Source organism: Arcobacter sp. L, assembly GCF_000284235.1.
Classification (GTDB): Bacteria; Campylobacterota; Campylobacteria; order Campylobacterales; family Arcobacteraceae; genus Aliarcobacter; species Aliarcobacter defluvii.
Window position 1 is genome coordinate 716,357 of sequence record NC_017192.1, and the last position, 18,015, is coordinate 734,371.

The 18,015-nt window shown below is 27.7% G+C and carries 16 protein-coding genes; 9 read left to right on the forward strand and 7 right to left on the reverse strand.

What is annotated here, in order from left to right; genetic code table 11:
• Positions 1-6: 6 nt before the first annotated feature.
• Positions 7-1,878 carry a 7TM diverse intracellular signaling domain-containing protein gene (locus tag ABLL_RS03645; RefSeq protein WP_014473427.1) on the reverse strand — a complete coding sequence of 624 codons (1,872 nt, stop codon included), beginning with the start codon at positions 1,876-1,878 and terminating at the stop codon, positions 7-9.
• A 67-nt stretch (positions 1,879-1,945) separates the two neighbouring features.
• On the opposite strand from ABLL_RS03645, the gene ABLL_RS03650 reads away from it, so the two are divergent.
• The 3 genes from ABLL_RS03650 to ABLL_RS03660 all read left to right on the forward strand — a co-directional run bounded on the left by ABLL_RS03650 (position 1,946) and on the right by ABLL_RS03660 (position 9,555).
• The gene (locus ABLL_RS03650; RefSeq protein WP_014473428.1) at positions 1,946-2,617 is read left to right on the forward strand and encodes a response regulator; all 672 of its coding nucleotides are present in this window, start codon (positions 1,946-1,948) and stop codon (positions 2,615-2,617) included.
• Between the two features lie 75 nt (positions 2,618-2,692).
• On the forward strand, positions 2,693-7,888 hold the full coding sequence (locus ABLL_RS03655; protein WP_014473429.1) for an MBG domain-containing protein: 5,196 nt from the start codon (positions 2,693-2,695) through the stop codon (positions 7,886-7,888).
• Positions 7,888-9,555, forward strand: coding sequence for a ShlB/FhaC/HecB family hemolysin secretion/activation protein (locus tag ABLL_RS03660; protein ID WP_014473430.1), 1,668 nt, complete (start codon positions 7,888-7,890; stop codon positions 9,553-9,555). Before ABLL_RS03655 ends, ABLL_RS03660 begins: the two co-directional genes overlap by 1 nt.
• A 4-nt stretch (positions 9,556-9,559) precedes the next feature.
• On the opposite strand, the gene ABLL_RS03665 is transcribed toward ABLL_RS03660, so the two are convergent.
• From ABLL_RS03665 to ABLL_RS03680, 4 genes are read right to left on the reverse strand one after another with little or no spacing between them, the layout of a single operon-like run.
• Positions 9,560-9,886, reverse strand: a complete 327-nt coding sequence (locus ABLL_RS03665; RefSeq protein WP_014473431.1) for a hypothetical protein — start codon at positions 9,884-9,886, stop codon at positions 9,560-9,562.
• On the reverse strand, positions 9,883-10,224 hold the full coding sequence (locus ABLL_RS03670; protein ID WP_014473432.1) for a hypothetical protein: 342 nt from the start codon (positions 10,222-10,224) through the stop codon (positions 9,883-9,885). The genes ABLL_RS03665 and ABLL_RS03670 overlap by 4 nt, the downstream gene beginning before the upstream one ends.
• Positions 10,214-10,501 (reverse strand): hypothetical protein, encoded by a 288-nt coding sequence (locus tag ABLL_RS03675; protein ID WP_041654648.1) that lies wholly within the window; start codon positions 10,499-10,501, stop codon positions 10,214-10,216. Before ABLL_RS03675 ends, ABLL_RS03670 begins: the two co-directional genes overlap by 11 nt.
• Positions 10,488-11,252, reverse strand: coding sequence for a pyrroline-5-carboxylate reductase (locus tag ABLL_RS03680; RefSeq protein WP_014473434.1), 765 nt, complete (start codon positions 11,250-11,252; stop codon positions 10,488-10,490). The genes ABLL_RS03675 and ABLL_RS03680 overlap by 14 nt, the downstream gene beginning before the upstream one ends.
• A gap of 95 nt (positions 11,253-11,347) precedes the next feature.
• On the opposite strand from ABLL_RS03680, the gene ABLL_RS03685 reads away from it, so the two are divergent.
• Genes ABLL_RS03685 through ABLL_RS03700 form a run of 4 tightly spaced genes read left to right on the forward strand, consistent with a single transcriptional unit; the run spans position 11,348 to position 15,574 of the window.
• A complete protein-coding gene (locus tag ABLL_RS03685; RefSeq protein ID WP_014473435.1) occupies positions 11,348-12,001 on the forward strand; it encodes an outer membrane protein assembly factor BamD in 654 nt (217 codons plus the stop codon).
• A 40-nt stretch (positions 12,002-12,041) separates the two neighbouring features.
• Positions 12,042-14,462, forward strand: a complete 2,421-nt coding sequence (gene lon / locus ABLL_RS03690; RefSeq protein WP_014473436.1) for an endopeptidase La — start codon at positions 12,042-12,044, stop codon at positions 14,460-14,462.
• A 1-nt stretch (position 14,463) separates the two neighbouring features.
• Entirely contained in the window at positions 14,464-15,051 is a 588-nt protein-coding gene (locus ABLL_RS03695) for a hypothetical protein (protein WP_041654651.1), read from the forward strand.
• Positions 15,035-15,574 (forward strand): rhomboid family intramembrane serine protease, encoded by a 540-nt coding sequence (locus ABLL_RS03700; protein WP_014473438.1) that lies wholly within the window; start codon positions 15,035-15,037, stop codon positions 15,572-15,574. Before ABLL_RS03695 ends, ABLL_RS03700 begins: the two co-directional genes overlap by 17 nt.
• Before the next feature lie 2 nt (positions 15,575-15,576).
• Here the strand turns inward: ABLL_RS03700 and ABLL_RS03705 are convergent, their stop codons facing one another.
• Complete coding sequence (locus tag ABLL_RS03705) at positions 15,577-15,774, reverse strand: hypothetical protein (protein WP_014473439.1); 198 nt, start codon at positions 15,772-15,774, stop codon at positions 15,577-15,579.
• A 34-nt stretch (positions 15,775-15,808) separates the two neighbouring features.
• On the opposite strand from ABLL_RS03705, the gene ABLL_RS03710 reads away from it, so the two are divergent.
• The gene (locus ABLL_RS03710) at positions 15,809-16,003 is read left to right on the forward strand and encodes a CPXCG motif-containing cysteine-rich protein (RefSeq protein ID WP_014473440.1); all 195 of its coding nucleotides are present in this window, start codon (positions 15,809-15,811) and stop codon (positions 16,001-16,003) included.
• Positions 16,003-16,452, forward strand: coding sequence for a low molecular weight protein-tyrosine-phosphatase (locus tag ABLL_RS03715; RefSeq protein ID WP_014473441.1), 450 nt, complete (start codon positions 16,003-16,005; stop codon positions 16,450-16,452). The genes ABLL_RS03710 and ABLL_RS03715 overlap by 1 nt, the downstream gene beginning before the upstream one ends.
• Here ABLL_RS03715 and ABLL_RS03720 read toward each other — a convergent pair.
• On the reverse strand, positions 16,449-17,996 hold the full coding sequence (locus tag ABLL_RS03720) for a PAS domain-containing methyl-accepting chemotaxis protein (RefSeq protein ID WP_014473442.1): 1,548 nt from the start codon (positions 17,994-17,996) through the stop codon (positions 16,449-16,451). The genes ABLL_RS03715 and ABLL_RS03720 overlap by 4 nt on opposite strands.
• Between the last annotated feature and the right edge of the window lie 19 nt (positions 17,997-18,015).

Sequence of the window (18,015 nt, forward strand, 5' to 3'; positions counted from 1 at the left end):
TACTTATTATAAAACTTTTTCATTAAGAAATGAATCTTTAGGAAGTATAATATTGTATTCCAATCCTTCATTATTTCTACAATTAATTTTTCCATTTAATTGAAATGAGATAAGAGTTTTAATAAGACTAAATCCAAAACCACTTTCTACTTTATCAATACTTGCACCAATACCATTATCTTTATATATAAAATTTATATTTTTATCATCTTTAAAAAAGTAGATACTAATTTGGGGATTAGGTATTTCTTTAAAAGCATATTTAACACTATTTAATATTAGCTCATTCATTACAAGTCCTATTGGGATTAGACTATTTTGATTCAATAAAATTTTGTGAATATTTAAATCATATGAAATATTTAAAGAAGAGTAACTATTTTTAATTTCAGATACAATTTCTTTAATATACTTTTTTAGTTCAATTTTATTTGGATTTTCTATTTCTAAAAAGTTTTCATACAATATAGATATTGACTTGATTCTTTTTATGTTTTCATCTAAAATATCTTTATCTTTTTCATTAAGTAATTTGTCCTTATCCATATATAACAAGGCACTTATTATTTGCAAATTGTTTTTAATTCTATGAGATAACTCTTTTAATAATACTGTTTTATTTTTCACTTGTATATCTAACTCTTTTGTTCTTTCATCAACTTTTTTTTCTAAATTTATATTTAGTTGAGTTACTTCATTTTTAGTTTTTTCTAAAATAAGATTTAATGAAGTATATCTATATGCTAAAGCTATAGAAAAAAGAATAGAATCTATCGTTATTCCAATATCAACTCCTTTAAATAAATACCAATTATAAGCTATTAAAGAAGCTGCAATAGAAGATGTCAAAAAAGCACCAATACAACCAAAAATAGTTGCTAAAGTGAAAAATATTGCTTTTTTACTTCCTCTTATAAATGAATAAAGCCCCAAGAATAACATGTATATACTAAATAATGGAGTAATGCAAGAGGCATAAAAAATAGTATATTCATAGCCTAAAATAGTCGTAAGAATACATATTCCAATATGAATAACTAAAATATAGTTTGTATATTTATCTATTTTAGGAAAGCTATCTTTTAACTCTAAGAATGATTTAGCAAATAATAAACTAAAAATCAAATAAAAAAGTATAGTAATAGATTGCATCCAGTTTTGAGTATTTGGATAGTCATAGAGTATATACTTAAAAGTATGGCTATCATAACTTAAACTTGCTATAAGATAGGACAATAAATATAAAGAGTAATAAAAATATGGCTTATATCTTGCAATAACAAATATCAGAAAATTAAAAATTAAAATTGCAGAAACAATACTATAAGTACTTATTACTATCAAATCCATATCAATTATTTTTTCATAAAAATTCTTTTCACTTAAAATTGAAAAAGGTATAATAAAAGGATCTCTTGTTTTTATCTGTAAATATACAGTTGATTTACCATTGGAAAAGTTGTGAATTTGATTTAGAAGATTAATTTTCATTGATCTTTCTTTAAAGGGTAATAATGTACCTAATTTATAAGTTGTCAAGCTATTTTGCTCATCATATATATAAATATTAATAGTATCTATCCAAGGTGTATCAAATACAAAATATCTTTCTAATTTATTATTTGTTTCATTTATTACATCAAATTTAAGCCAATAAGTTGATTGTGTAAAAAATGTTAAAAAAACTTTTTTATTTTCTTTTATAAAGCTTTTATTATCTAACTCTTTTATTTTATTTATATCGTAAGATGAGTTTTTATCTTCGAAATAACTTATCTTTTCTCCTTCATAAGATGAGTTCTCATTTGATAAATTTATCTCTGTTGCAAAAGCAGAAGAAAATCCAATAAATAAAATTATTAAATAATATATTTTCAAGATAATCCTTCTGAATTTTTTTGTATGATATAATAATAAGATAGAAGAATAAATAAAGAGATTAAAAGTGAATATTATTATTTTAGAAGATGAAGCAATTATGATGATGTTTTTAAAGGACTCCTTAGAAAAAAAAGGACATACAGTAAAAGCCACATTTAATAGCTATCTAGGTTTTTTTGAAGTTATAGAAAAAGAGAACATTGATTTAGTTTTTATGGATATTTTAATAAAAGGCCCATTAGATGGAACTCAAATTGCTACAAAATTAAGAGAGATAAATAAAACTATAAAAATTGTATTTATTACTTCATATAAAGATACCCAAACTTTACAAATGGCAAAACTATCAAAACCAAATGGATATTTGATTAAGCCCATATCAAAAGAGGATTTAGAAGCTATCTTAATGGTTTGCGAATCAAATACAAAAATAGAAATAAAAAATGATGATTATATAACAATAGCTACTTACAAATATGATGTGATAAATAAAACTGTAAAAGAAAATAATAATTTAATAAAACTTACAAAAAAAGAATTACAATGTTTTGAGTTATTACTTCAAAATAAAAACAATCATATTCCCCATGAAATTTTAATAAACCATCTTTGGAATATTGATACATCAAACAAGGCTAGTTCACTAAGAGAACTTGTGTATAGAATAAGAAAAAAACTACCAAATATAGAAGTAGAAAATAGTATAAATATAGGTTACATTCTAAAAGATTATTAAAAATAATAAATTTCTAACACCATTCTAATTTCCCGATTCTATAATTATTTATAGAAATAAACATAGGGAGATATAATGAAATTTAAATCAGATTTTAGCTCAAGATTTAGAATCCTAAAAGGTGGAAAAATTTCACTAATGGTGTCTGCACTTCTAGGAAGTGTAACTTTGAGTGTTGCTTCTCCCACAGCAGGAGTTGTAACAAGTGGAACTGCAAATATTTCACAAAGTGGAAATACCACAAATATAAACCAAAGTTCTAATAAAGCCACTATAAACTGGCAAGACTTTTCAATCAAATCAAATGAAACAGTAAACTTTAATCAGCCAAATAAAAATAGTATAACTTTAAATAGAGTTGTAGGTAATGAAAAATCAGTAATAGATGGAGCACTAAACGCAAATGGACAAGTTTGGATTTTAAACTCAAATGGTGTGTTGTTTAATAAAACAGCAAAAGTAAATACCGCAGGAATAGTAGCTACTACAAAAGAGTTAAGTGATGCAGATTTTAATGCTGGAAATTATAACTTCAAAGGTGACTCAAAAGCTAGTGTTATAAACCTAGGAACAATAGAAGTATCAAATAGTGGTTATGTAGTTCTAGCTTCAAATGAAGTAAAAAATGCAGGAACTATAAAAGCTGTAAAAGGAAAAGTATATTTATCAGGTGCAGATAAATATAGCCTAAATTTAAATGGAAACTCTCTTGTAAGCCTTAGTGTAAAAAAAGGTGTTTTAGATGCTTTAGTAGAAAACTCAGGAACTGTTATTGCTAATGGTGGAGAAATTTATCTAAGTACAAATGCTGTAAATGAACTACTAAAAGGTGTAGTAAATAATACAGGGATTCTTGAAGCTAATTCTTTGGATGGTGTTACAGGAAAAGTAGAATTGTTTGCCCATGGTGGAGAAGTTCAAGTAGGTGGAACAATAAAAGCAAAAGATGGCTTTGTTGAAACTTCAGGGAAAAAATTTTCAATTGATAAAAATACAAATATCAAAGCAAAAACTTGGTTAATAGACCCAACAAATATAACAGTAAATGATGCAACAGCTTATGAAACAGCACTAGGAAATGGAACAGACACTTTAATCAAAATAGATAATGAAACAGGAAGTGATGAGGGGAATATCTATATCAATGATACGATTAATTGGACAACAAACGCAAAACTTACCCTTGATGCTTATAATAATATTTATATCAATAAAGCAATAAGTGCTACCAATGGAAAACTTGCTTTATATTATGGAGATAGTGGAGATTATTATATAAATGCAAAAGTAAACCTAAGTGCAGGTCAAAACTTCTTTACAAAAAAAGCAAGTGATTCAGCTGAGACCTCTTGGACAGTTGTAACAACAGCAAGTGATGTACAAAGTATGTCTTTATCAGGAAATACAGTTTTAGGTGCAGATGTAGATGCAAGTGGTATTTCAAATTGGACTCCAATAGGAAATTTCTCATCAAAATTCACAGGAAATTTTGATGGACTTGGACATACTATTGATAAACTTTATATAAATAATAGTTCATTTGATTACCTTGGATTATTTGGCGCTACCAATTCCTCAAGCACCATAAAAAATGTTGGGCTTATTAATGTGAATATTATTGGAAATGACTTTGTCGGAGGTTTGGTTGGTGCTACTGCTTCAACAATCAAAAACTCATATGTTAGTGGAACAGTGAGTGGAAGAAATTATATTGGAGGTTTAGTTGGATGGAATGATTTAACAATCAAAAACTCATATGCTAATGTAACAGTGAATGGAAATAACAATGTCGGAGGTTTGGTTGGTGTTAATTTTTCAGAAATCAAATATTCATATGCTAGTGGAACAGTGAGTGGATATACTTATTTGGGAGGTTTGGTTGGAAATAATAGTAATATAATCGAAAACTCATATTATGACAAAGATACAAATACAGCACTTATGTATGATACTCCTTACGGGAGAACAAAAGCAGAGATTTTAGCTGCATTTGCTGGAAATACTGCTTGGGTGACAACTGGGGCAGATATTGTGGGATATGGTATTTTTGATAGTGGTATTAGCTTGCCTCTTTTAAAAACATTTGCAACACCCACATCTACACTTTTTGAAAGTGGATATGGAACAGAAGAAAGTGCTTACAAAATCACAAACTGGACACAACTGCAAAATATCAATAATAGTAATATTTTAACTAAAAACTACTATTTCCAACTTTTAAATAATCTTGGTGATACAACTTCAGATTATGCAAATCTAGCAAGTTCAACTGCAAATGGTGGAGCTGGATGGAATCCTTTAGGAAATGGCTCAGCACAATTTAAAGGAAACTTTGATGGACTTGGACACACAATTTCAGATTTGTATATTAATAGACCAACTAGCAATTATATAGGTCTTTTTGGATATACCAATGGGGCAACTATTCGTAATATAGGCATTAAAGGAACGATTACAGGAGATACTATTGTTGGAGGTTTGGTTGGTTTTTTATTTGGCTCAACAGTTGAAGACTCTTATTCAAATGTAACAGTAAGGGGAAATGAGTATGTTGGAGGATTAGTTGGATTTAATCGAGATGCTTCGACCATTAAAAACTCTTATGCAACAGGAACCGTGAGTGGAACTACTACTGTAGGAGGTTTGGTTGGATATAATGGTGCGGCTTCAAGCATTGAAAACTCATATGCTAGTGGAACAGTAGAGGGAGTTGTTAATGTAGGAGGATTGGTTGGAAATAATGATTCAACCATTAAAAACTCATATGCTAGTGGAAGAGTAGAGGGAGGACATGGTGTTGGAGGATTGGTTGGAAGTAGTTCTCCATACATTGAAAATTCATACTATGATAAAGATACAAATACAGATAGTTCTATGATTGATACTTCTTACGGAAAAACAAAAGCAGAAATTTTAGCTTTAGTTGGTGGAACTTGGGATAATACTATTTGGAGTAAAACAAGTGGTGGAAGTAGTGTAGAGGGATATGAGATATTAGAACTTCCATATTTAATTGGTGTTACAAGAGATGAAGATAAATCTGTAGTATTATTATTTAATAGTGGATTAGGAACAAGTGTAAATCCATATACTATAAAAAACTGGACACAACTGCAAAATATCAATAATAGTAATATTTTAACTAAAAACTACTATTTCCAACTTTTAAATAATCTTGGTGATACAACTTCAGATTATACAAATCTAGCAAGTTCAACTGCAAATGGTGGAGCTGGTTGGAATAGTTTAGGAAATGGCTCAGCACAATTTACAGGAAACTTTGATGGACTTGGTCATACTATTGATTCTCTTTATATAAATCGTCCAAATATGGATAATGTTGGACTTTTTGGATTGACAAATGGATCAACTATTAAAAATATAGGTTTAATCAACACTACTATAACAGGGAAGGACTATGTAGGCGCATTAGTTGGACTCAACAAACAAAGTATTGTTAAAAATGTTTATTCATCAAATGGAAGTATAAGTGGTAAAAACTCTCTAGGAGGTTTAATTGGAAATAACATTAATTTTTCAAATATCACTAACTCTTATGCAAGTGGAAGTGTAACTGGAATCGGAAGTACATTCTTTACAGGTGGTTTAGTTGGATCTAATAGTTCATCATCGACAATAGAAAATTCATATTTTACAGGAAGTATTACAGGGCATTCTTATGTAGGTGGTTTAGTGGGAGTTAGTAGACTTGATTCTGGAATAATTAAAGATTCTTTCTATAACAATGAAACTTCAAATTTTAATGGTGTAGGAGGTAATGGTTCTGATGGTAATCCTGTAAATGGAGTTACTGGTCTAACAACAGCACAAATGGCTTATGGTAAATATTTTAGTGATGCTGGTTGGGATATATTAGTAGATAGTTCAGTTACTTCTTCAACACCAGTTTTAAAATATGATAGTGTAAATGATAAATATGTATGGGCAATAGCACCCCTATCATTGTCATATAATTTAGGAACTAAAACTTCGCAATATAATGGATTAACACAAAACTTAAGTAGTTTTTATACAACAGCAACTTCAATCTTTGGGAATGGTTATAGCTTTTTAGATGGAACTTATAAATTCCAAGTAAATGAAACAGATGTAACAGGATATAAAAATGCAGCTACTTATGAGAATATAAAAGTAGCTTCAACAAATGATTTCTTAAATATTGCAAGTTCTGGAAATACAGATGGAACATTAACAATTGCAAAAAAAGCAATAACAGTAAGCGCAGATGATTTAAGTAAAATCTATGGGCAAACAGATGCAAGTTTAACTTATACAGCAACAGGATTAGTAGGAAATGATACATTAAGTGGAAGTTTAAAAAGAGTAACAGGTGAAAATGTAGGAGAATATGTAATCTCTCAAGATACAACTTTAGCAAACTCAAACTATACAATTACATTCACAAATGGAAAATATACAATCACTCCAAAAGCAATAACAGTTTCTGCAAATGATTTAAGTAAAATCTATGGACAAACAGATTCAACTTTAACATATACGACAACAGGCCTCGTAGGAAATGATACTTTAAGTGGAAGTTTAAAAAGAGTATCAGGAGAAAATGTAGGAGAATATACAATTTCACAAGATACAACTTTATCAAATTCAAACTATACAGTTACCTTCACAAATGGTAAATATACAATCACTCCAAAAGCAATAACAGTAAGCGCAGAAAATAAATCTAAAACCCAAGGAGAAAATAATCCAAGTTTAACTTATGTAGTAAATGGATTAATTGGAAATGATATTTTAATTGGAAATTTAAATACAACTGCAACTGTATCAAGTGATGTGGGAACTTATGAGATAACTCAAGGTGATTTAGCTAATGGTAATTATGCAATAACATTTAATGATGGTGAATTAACAATTCTTGCTAAAAATACGCCAACGCCAAATCCTGAACCAACTCCAACACCAAATCCTGAACCAACTCCAACACCAAATCCTGAACCAACTCCAACGCCACCAGATTTATCAAAAATCATAGATAATATAGATAAAACAATAAGCGTAAATGTTCCAAATAGAGGCGTTATCCCTCCTGTTGCTTCTACTACTAATCCAACTCAAACAAATAATGGACAAGAAGTAAATAATATAGGAAGTGTGAACCCAGATGAGGGAGGAATTATAGTTGATAGAAACTCAAATGTTAGAATAATAAATGGAGGAGTTAAACTACCAATAGGATTAACACTACTCTCAGATACAACACCAGATAACCAAATAGGAGAAACAAACTAATGAAAAATGTAAATAAAATATTAACAATTTCACTTCTAACATCAAGCGTACTTTTAGGAGCAACACCAAATATAGGAGATGTAAATAGACAAATCCAAGCTCCAAAAGATTTGCCAAAAAAAGTTACTCCTTTGGTGGATATTGATGGTGTAAAAAAATATAAAGAACCGATGTCTGATGATAAAAGTGGTAAAACAATTTTTGTAAAAGATTTTAAAATAGAAAATGCAATTCATATAAGTGAAACTGAACTAAAAAGTCTAATATCTTCTTTTATAAATAAAGATTTGACTTTTTCTCAACTTCAAGAAGTAGCTTCTATTATTACAAAAGAATATAGAAAACAAGGATACTTTGTAGCAAGGGCTTATCTTCCTATTCAAAATATTCAAGAAAATGATAATGTAATTATTATTTCTATCATTGAAGGAAATTATGGAGAGTTTAAACTAAAAAATACTTCTTTAGTAAAAGATAGTGTAGTTCAAAATATGCTAGATGAAGCAAAAAAAGATAATGTAATTGCTACTTCAACTTTAGAAAGAAGTATGCTTCTTATAAATGATACTCCAGGTGTAATGGTTTCAAAAGCAGAACTTATGCCAGGAGCTGAAGTTGGAACAAGCGATTTTGATATAGAAACTACTTCTCAAAATAGACTAGATGGTTATGTGGTTGCTGATAATTATGGAAGTAAATATACAGGAAGAAATAGAGTTCAAGCTTTGCTAAATGTAAACTCTCCTTTTAATATAGGCGATAAATTAACAGTTTCTGGTCTTGTAAGTAATGGTGCAGATTTGAAAAATGGTAAAATTGCTTATTCAGCTCCTTTGGCTTCAAATGGTCTAAGAGGTGAAATGTCTTACTCAAGAACTGATTACTCTTTAACAAAAGATTATAAATATCTAAACGCAGATGGTGATTCTGAAATTTTTGATTTAGGAGTTTCTTATCCAGTAATAAGAACTCAAAGTGAAAACCTAAACTTATCTTTGAAGTTTGCTAATAAAGATATGAATGATTATCAAGATAGTGATAAAACAGCAGATAAAAATATAAAATCATTTGTAGCTTCTGTGGCTTATTTGAAAGATTATTCTTTATTAGGTCTAGCTTCTAGATTTGATTCTAATTTTAATCTAACTAGTGGAAGATTAAATTCAGATAATTCTAATGTAGATACAGGAAGATATAATAAAATAGACTTCTATGTTTCAAATTTTTTATACCTAAATCAAACTTTCTCTTTAAATACAAACCTAACAGCTCAAAAAGTATTGGGAAATAAAAACCTAGATGGTAGTGAAGACTTAAGCCTAGGTGGAGCTTATGGGGTAAAACTTTATCCTGATAGTGAACAAAGTGCAGAAAATGGATATATCTTTAATACAGAATTATTCGCTCAACTTCCAAATATAAATCAATATGCCCATAAAGTAGGATTGTTCTATGATGTAGGTAATGTATATATGGAAGATTCAAGCCAAGATGCAAACTTTGATAGAGCAACTCTTCAAGATGTAGGAATAGGATATTATTCAAACTATAAAGATTTCTTTTTGAAAACACAAATGGCATGGAATTTAAACTCACAAGCAATATCAAGTGAAACAACATCACATGGAAATACAAAGCTGTTAATTCAAGCTGGAATGGTGTTTTAGGATGTTATTCTTTAACAACCTTTTCATAAAGTGAAATATCATAATCTTTTGCTTTTACATAAAGATTTGAAATATAAAAATTTTCTTTAAATTCGATATTTGCATAAATATCAAATAAATCATCTTCAATTTGAAGGTGATTTATCTCTTTTAAATCTAAGGTATTCATATAATCTTTAAAAAAATTCATATGATTTTTTGCTTGTAAATATAAATATTGATTGGCTAAATTCTGACTTCTTAAAGATTTTGTTTCTAAAATTACACTAGCTAAATATGTAAAAAGTGTAACTAAAGTTATAGTTATCAACAAAGTATATGCTTTTTTCATAAATCAAATTTCCAAGTTTGAATAATTGTATCTTTTAAATTTATATAAATCGTAATTTGTTTTGCACTTTTATTTAAAATAAATTCTTTTACATCTTTTAACAGTAAATTATTTTCAAAATATAGATTATGATTTGAAAAGTTGATTTTTTCTAATTTATCTTTGTTTTTTTCAATAAAAATTTTTGTTGCTTTAAAATTTATTTTATCAATCTCAAGTTCTTGATTTTGTTTATTTTCTAAAAATAGTTCTTTCATATAAGTAGTAGAATAAATAATTATTATAGAAGAAATTATCAAAGTTAGAATTATTTCAAAAAGTGAAAAACTATTTTTCATATTTAAAAATCTTTATATCTTCATTTTCAAATTGATATTTAAAAACTTCAAGGTTTTCGATGGAAATTTTATTTTTTATAATTTGTAGAGTTTTTGAAGATTTTGTAAAATTTGAATAATCTTTTGTATCAAATTTGTTTTCTAAATCGTTTAAAAGCATAAAGTTTTTTTCTTCTTGTTCATCGCTATAAGTGGAAAACTTAAAACCACTTATTACGATAATTAAAAAAGTAATACTTATTAATGTTTCAATTAAAGTAAAACTATTTTTTCCCAAGCTCAACTGCTTTGTTATAAGCTTCTTCAACAGCTTTAATCATAGCATTTCTTACTCCATATTTTTCAAGTTCAGCATAACCAGCAGCTGTAGTTCCACCTGGACTCATAACTGAATCTTTTAAAGTAGAAGGATGAGTATGTTTTAATAAACTTGAAGTTCCACTAAATAATCCTTGAACTAATTGCATACTTAAATGTCTTTCTAGTCCAGCTTTTACAGCACCATCTGCTAATGCTTCAGCTACTAATGCTAAATAAGCTGGACCACTTCCAGCAATCGCAGTTGCTATATCAAGTTGAGTTTCAGTATTTACCCAAACTGCTTGACCAATACTACTAAAAATCTCCATTGCAATGATTTTTGCTTCATTATCTCCTGTGATTGTTGTCATTGAATTTTGAACAGAAGCTGCAATATTTGGCATAGTTCTTATATAATGTTTTGCTTTAATTTGTTTTTTTAAAGATTCAAGTTTTGTTCCAGCTAAAATAGATAATAAAACATTTGCATTTCCAACAAGTCTAGCTGAAACGCTTTGTAAAGCATAAGGTTTAACACAAAATAAAACATTTTTACCTGTAATATCTTCTTGATCTTCTAAAACTTTGATAGTTATTTGAGGCATTTTCTCTTGAATAATTTTTAATTTTTCCTCATCTCTTCCTATCATTTCAACTTCATGGTTTTTTATAAGCCCTCTAGCTAATGATTGAGCCATAATTCCATTACCAATTAATGTAAGTTTCATTTATATTGCCTTTTCAATTATTTTGATTTATTATAGCAGATAATTCCTAAGCTAGTATTAGATAGAATATCACTTTTATGAGAAAGGATATTAAAATGATAAAAAGTTTGAAGCTAAAAAATTTATTATTGATAACTTGTGCAGTTTTTGTACTTACTGCTTGTTCTTCAAAAGAGGAAGAAGAATATAATAAACCAGCTCTATATTGGTATAACAAAATGATGAAACAAATTTCATCAGGTGATTTAGATAAGGCTGATGATACATATACTTCTTTAGAGAGTGAACACAGAAATTCACCATTTATTCCAAGTGCTATATTAATCTTAGTAAATGCTCACATTGATGAAGAAGAGTATGCTTTAGCAAACTTTTATTTAGATGAATATATTAAAAGATTTGGTTTAAGTAAAGATATTGATTATGCTAGATATTTAAAAATTAAAGCAAACTTTTTAGGATTTAAATATCAATTTAGAGATCAACAATTAATTGATGATACTTTAACTCAAATCCAAGATTTTAAAGTAAAATATAAAAACTCACCATATATGCCTTTAGTTGATACTATTAATTCAAGATTATATATGGCAAAAGCTTCTTTAGATAATGAAATTTCAGAGCTTTATATAAGAAGAGATAAAGAAGCAGCAGCAGCATTTTATGAACAAAAAGTTAAAGAATCTTGGGTAAATCCAGCTGAAATAGAACCTGTAAAAGTACCGTTTTATAGATCAATTTTTGAATAATTTAAAAATTATATAATATAAATTTAGGAGTTAAATTAAAATGGAATTAGAAAATTATGATGAATTTCCACAAAATATACCATTAATTATTGAAGATGATATATTCTTATATCCTTTTATGATTGCTCCTCTTTTTTTAAGTAATGAGCAAAATATAAAAGCCGTTGAATATGCAATTGAACACAATAAATTAGTTATGGTGACAGTTTCAAAACATGGTAAAGAGGGAAAACGAGAAATTGACTCTTTTTATGATGTTGGAGTTGTTGGAAATATTATGAGAAAAGTATCTTTACCTGATGGTAAAATAAAAGTACTTTTTCAAGGTTTAACAAAAGGAAAAATCTTAGATTTTTCACTAGAACAACCACTTTTTACAAGTGTTGATATATTAAAAACTGAAGAATCAAATGAACAAAGTGTAAAATCAGTAATTGAAGTTTTAATTGATAATATTAAAAAACTATCAAGATTAAATTCTAAATTTCCTGCTGATTTAGTAAAAACTATTGAAGAAAATGATGATGCAACAAGAATTGCTGATTTAATTTCATCAGTTTTAAAAGTTAAAAAAGATGAAGCTTACAAACTATTTTCTCAAACAAATATTGAACAAAGATTACTTGATATTATTGAAGTAATCAAAAAAGAGATTGAATCATTTAAAATCCAAAAAGAGATTACTCAAAAAGTAAACTCTAAGATAGAAAAAACTCATAAAGATTATTTTTTGAAAGAGCAAATTAAAGCAATTCAAAAAGAATTAGGAAGTGATAATCAAAAAGATGAAGAGGTTAAATCTTATAAAAAAAGATTAAAAGCAAAAAAAGATTTTATGCCTAAAGAAGCTTATAAAGAGACAAAAAAACAAATAGAAAAACTAAGTCGAATGAATCAAGATTCTCCTGATGCTTCTTTATTACAAACTTATGTAGAGCAAGTTTTAGACATACCTTATGGAGAATATGCTGATGAAAAGATTTCTGTTAAAAATGTTGAAGATCAATTAAATAAAGATCATTACTCTTTAATAAAACCAAAAGAGAGAATTTCTGAATATTTTGCAGTAAAACAGTTACTTGAACAAAGAAAAATTGAAGATTTAAAATCAAAAGGTACTGTTTTATGTTTTGTGGGACCTCCAGGTGTTGGTAAAACATCTTTAGCAAATTCTATAGCAAAAGCGCTACAAAGACCACTTATTCGAATAGCTTTAGGTGGAATGGAAGATGTAAATGAATTAAGAGGTCATAGAAGAACTTATGTTGGAGCGATGCCTGGAAGATTAATCAAAGGATTAATTGACGCTAAAAAAATGAATCCAGTTATGGTTTTAGATGAGATTGATAAATTAGGAGCTAATCATAGAGGTGATCCAACGGCAGTTATGCTTGAGATTTTAGACCCTGAGCAAAATCATGAATTTAGAGATTTATATTTAAATTTTCCAGTTGATTTATCACAAGTAATTTTTGTATCAACTGCAAATGATGCTAGAAAAATTCCAGCACCACTTAGAGATAGAATGGAATTTATAGAGATTTCTTCATATACTCCAAATGAAAAATATCATATTGCAAAAGACTATTTAATTCCTCAAGAGTTAGAAAAACACGGACTTAAAAAAACTGAAGTTAGTTTAAATAAAGCTACTATTGAGATGATTATTTCAAAATATACAAGAGAAGCTGGAGTTAGAAATCTACGAAGAGTTTTCTCAAAATTATTTAGAAAAGTTGTAAAACAGATTTTAAATGACCCAATGATTGAAAAAGTAACAATTGGAACAAAAGATTTAAAAACATATTTAGATAATCCAATTTTTGAAATAGATGCAGCTGATAAGAAAAATTCTATTGGAATTGCAAATGGATTAGCTTGGACAGCTGTAGGTGGAGATGTTTTAAAAATTGAAGCAATAAAACTAAAAGGAAAAGGGAACTTAAGTGTAACTGGAAACTTGGGTGATGTTATGAAAGAATCATCAAGAATTTCTTATTCTGTTGTGAAAGTTTTAATTGATAAAGGTATTTTAACTTTTGATAATAAAATTATTCCTAGATTAACAAAAGAAGAGGAAGAAAAACAGAGTTTAGATTCAAGTGAGTTATATAAAAGATATGATATTCACTTACATATCCCAGAAGGTGCAACTCCCAAAGATGGTCCAAGTGCAGGTATAACAATGGCATTAACAATAGCATCTGTTTTAAGTGAAAAACCTATAAAGGCTGATGTTGCAATGACAGGAGAACTTACACTTTCTGGAAAAGTTTTACCAATTGGTGGGTTAAAAGAAAAATTAATTGCAGCATATAAAGCAAAAATGAAAAAAGCATTAATTCCAAGAAAAAATTTTGACAGAGATTTAGATGAAATTCCAGAAGAAGTAAAAAATGCAATGGAAATAAAAGCTGTTGATACAATCGAAGATGTTTTAAAAGAGGCATTGGAAAACTAAGATGAGTAAGACAAGACGACAGAGTCTAATAGTAAATAATTTTTTTACTTTAGCCTCTATCGTAATGATTTCAGTTACGATGATTTTGTATTCAAAATTTATAGTAGGTGATAAAGAAATTACAAAAGAAGAAGTTATTCCTCTTTCTTGTGAAAAAGATATTTTTTCAACTTCAAAAGTTTTTAATCAAAAACTCTTAAATGATTCTCAAAAAGCTTTAAATAAAGGATTTTATAAAATTCAAGGTGAATATATAAAATCAAAATACTCAAAATCTATTATCGAAGAGTTTATTTCTTTAGATGAAATTGATAGTTTTTATAAAAATTCTATACAAGTTAATCCTAAAAATGATATAAATAAATTTTTAACTATAGATTATGAAATAATTGAAAATGATAAAAAAGACCCAAATAAAAAATCAAAAGAGTGTAAAATCTGTTCGGGAAGTATAATGACTTCATTTAAAGCAGATAAAACAGAGATTTTTAGATTTTATATAGATTTTAATTTATATGATAAAGATGAAATAAAAAGAAGAATAGATTGTACTATAAAGGCATATAAAAATAATGTTAAAAAGATTTAGTAAAAAAGATTTTACAGCAACAAATGTGATTATATTAATAACTGTAATAATGTATATAATTCAGATAAATATACCTCAAGGTGGATTGTTATTTGGATTAAATTTATATTTTATGGTTTATGACTTTTGGTGGCAACCATTAACTACAATTTTTGCTCATGGTGGAATAGCTCATCTTGGAATGAATATGTTTGTACTTTGGCAATTTGGAAATCTAATAGAGAGATTTCGAGGTAAAAAAGAGATAATTTTTTTGTATTTTATAACAGGAATAGTAACTTCTTTATTATCTTTTTTATATATTTATTATTTAGATAATCAAGTTAATTTAGTAGGAGCATCAGGAGCAATTTGTGCTATTTTAGGATATGTTGCATATTATGATAAAGCTCAACGAGGTGGAATAATTACTTGGATATTATTAATCTCGGTAGCACCGCTGTTAATTGGACTTCCAATTGCTTGGTATGCTCACTTTATTGGTTTGGCTGTTGGATTTATTTACGCAGTTATAAGAAGATAAAATTAGTTATTTACAAAATATGTAACAATACTCATAACAAAAAGTACGATAGCCATTCCTACAAAAATATCTTTTAGCGTTACTGTTGGATTTAAAATTCCACAGTATGGGCATTGTCTTTTTTTTGGTTCGATTTCATTTTTACAATTTTTACAAGTAGCTATGATATATCCTTTGAAATTTTTGTTGAATATTAGCATATTTTAGACTTTAAAGAAATAAAGGGAAAAAGAGATGGAAGAGATACATATACAATGTCCTTATTGTTTACAAGCAATTTCAATTTTATTGGATACAGGTGTTTATGAACCTACAACAATAGTTGAAGATTGTGAAGTTTGTTGTAGACCTATAGAAATTACTTATATAGTTGAAGATAAAGAGATAAAAACATATTCATATAATAGTATAGAAGGAAATGAATTTTAATGGGAAAATCAATTTTATTTGTATGTTTAGGAAATATTTGTCGTTCACCTCTTGCTGAGGGAATTGCAAAAAAATATATTATTGAAAAAAATTTAGATATGGAAATTGAAAGTGCTGGAACTGGTTCTTGGCATATAGGTGAACCTCCTTGTGAAAATTCAATAAAAGTTGCTTTACAAAATGGTGTAGATATCTCAACTCAAAGAGCAAGACAAGTTAAAAAAGCTGATTTTAAAAAGTTTGATTTAGTTGTGGGCTTAGATGATAAGAATATTTCAAATCTAAAAAATTTAGGTTGCAAAAATCCAATCAAACTTGGAGATTTTGGTTTTGATGGAGCTTGTGTTCCTGACCCATATTTTTTTGATGGTTTTGAAGGTTTTGATAAAGTTTTTGAAATGATAAATATTTGTGTTAAAAATTTGATAGATTCAAAACCACTCAATTAATTGAGTGATTTTATAGTTGAGATTAATGTTTTAGAAATATCAATCAATTCTTTTGAAGCATTTACAGTTTCTATTGCTTCATCTTCCGTTGTTTTTGCACTTTGAGAAACATTTATCATTGTATGTGAAATTTCATTTATTCCTTGGCTTGTTTCAAGTGCACTACTTGCAAGAGCATTTGAAATTGTTTGTTGTTCAGACATTGAGTTTGAGATTTTTGAAGAGATGCTACTCATTTCTTCAATTGTTGAATCAATCATATGTATTGAATCTAAAGAGTTTTTTATTAAAGATTGTATATATTCAACAGCAGTTGTTATCTCTTTTGCAGCTTCATTTGATCTAGTCGCAAGATTTCTAACTTCTGCTGCAACAACAGCAAAACCTTTACCTGCTTCTCCAGCAGTTGCTGCTTCAACAGCTGCATTTAAAGATAGAATATTTGTTTGAAATGCAATTTGCGTGATAATACTAATTGTTTGGCTGATTTTTGAAGCTTCTTCATTTAGTTTAATCATAGCTGCAGAAGTTGTTTTTGATTGTTCTTTTACACCTTTTGAAATTTCTTCACCATTTGTAGCTTCTAATGCAATAGTATTTATAGAAGCAAGCATAGATTCAATTTTCTCAGATAAATCAGATACAGCTTGATTCATTTGCTCCAAAGAAACAGATACTTCTTGTGAACCATCCATTGTAACTTTTGCTTCTTTTGACATAGTGTTTGATGCAGTTGATAGATTATTTAATGATTTAGTTAATTTTTGTATATTTTCACCTATTTCAAACATAATATTTTTTTTATGTGTAATATCTGTTGCATATTTAACAACTTTAAAAGGCTCTCCATCCATATTCATAATAGGCGTATATGTTGCTTGAATCCAAACTTTTTTACCGTTTTTACCTATTCTTAAAAATTCTCCAGCTTCATATTCACCATTATTAAGTTTTTTCCAAAAATCTTTGTATTCACTTGAATTTTTATATGTTTCTTCACAAAATATACTATGATGTTTTCCTACAATTTCATCAAGTTTATAACCAAGAGCATTTAAAAAATTTTCATTTGCAGTTATTATTGTTCCATCAAGATTAAATTCTATTACCGCTTGCGATTTACTTATTGCCTTGATCTGACCACTATAATCCAATGCTTGAATTTTTCTTTCTGTAATATCTTGGGCAAATTTTATTACTTTGTATATATGACCGTTTGAATCTTTGATTGGAGTGTAAGAAGCTTGTAAATATATTGGTTCTTTATTTTTTTTAATTCTTCTAAATTCAGATGTTTGAACTTTTCCTTTATTTAGATTCTCCCAAAAATCTTTATAAGCTTGACTTGCAGAGTATTTAGGATTACAAAACATTTTGTGGTCTTTCCCTATTATTTCATCTTTTGTATAACCCATTGCTTCTAAAAAGTTTTTATTTGCATCTAAAATTGTTCCATCTGGTTTAAATGAAATCACTGCAAAATTTTCATTTATAGCATCTAACTGGGATTTTTCTTCTTTATTCTTTGAAAATGAGAAAAACATATTAAAACCTTGATTTATT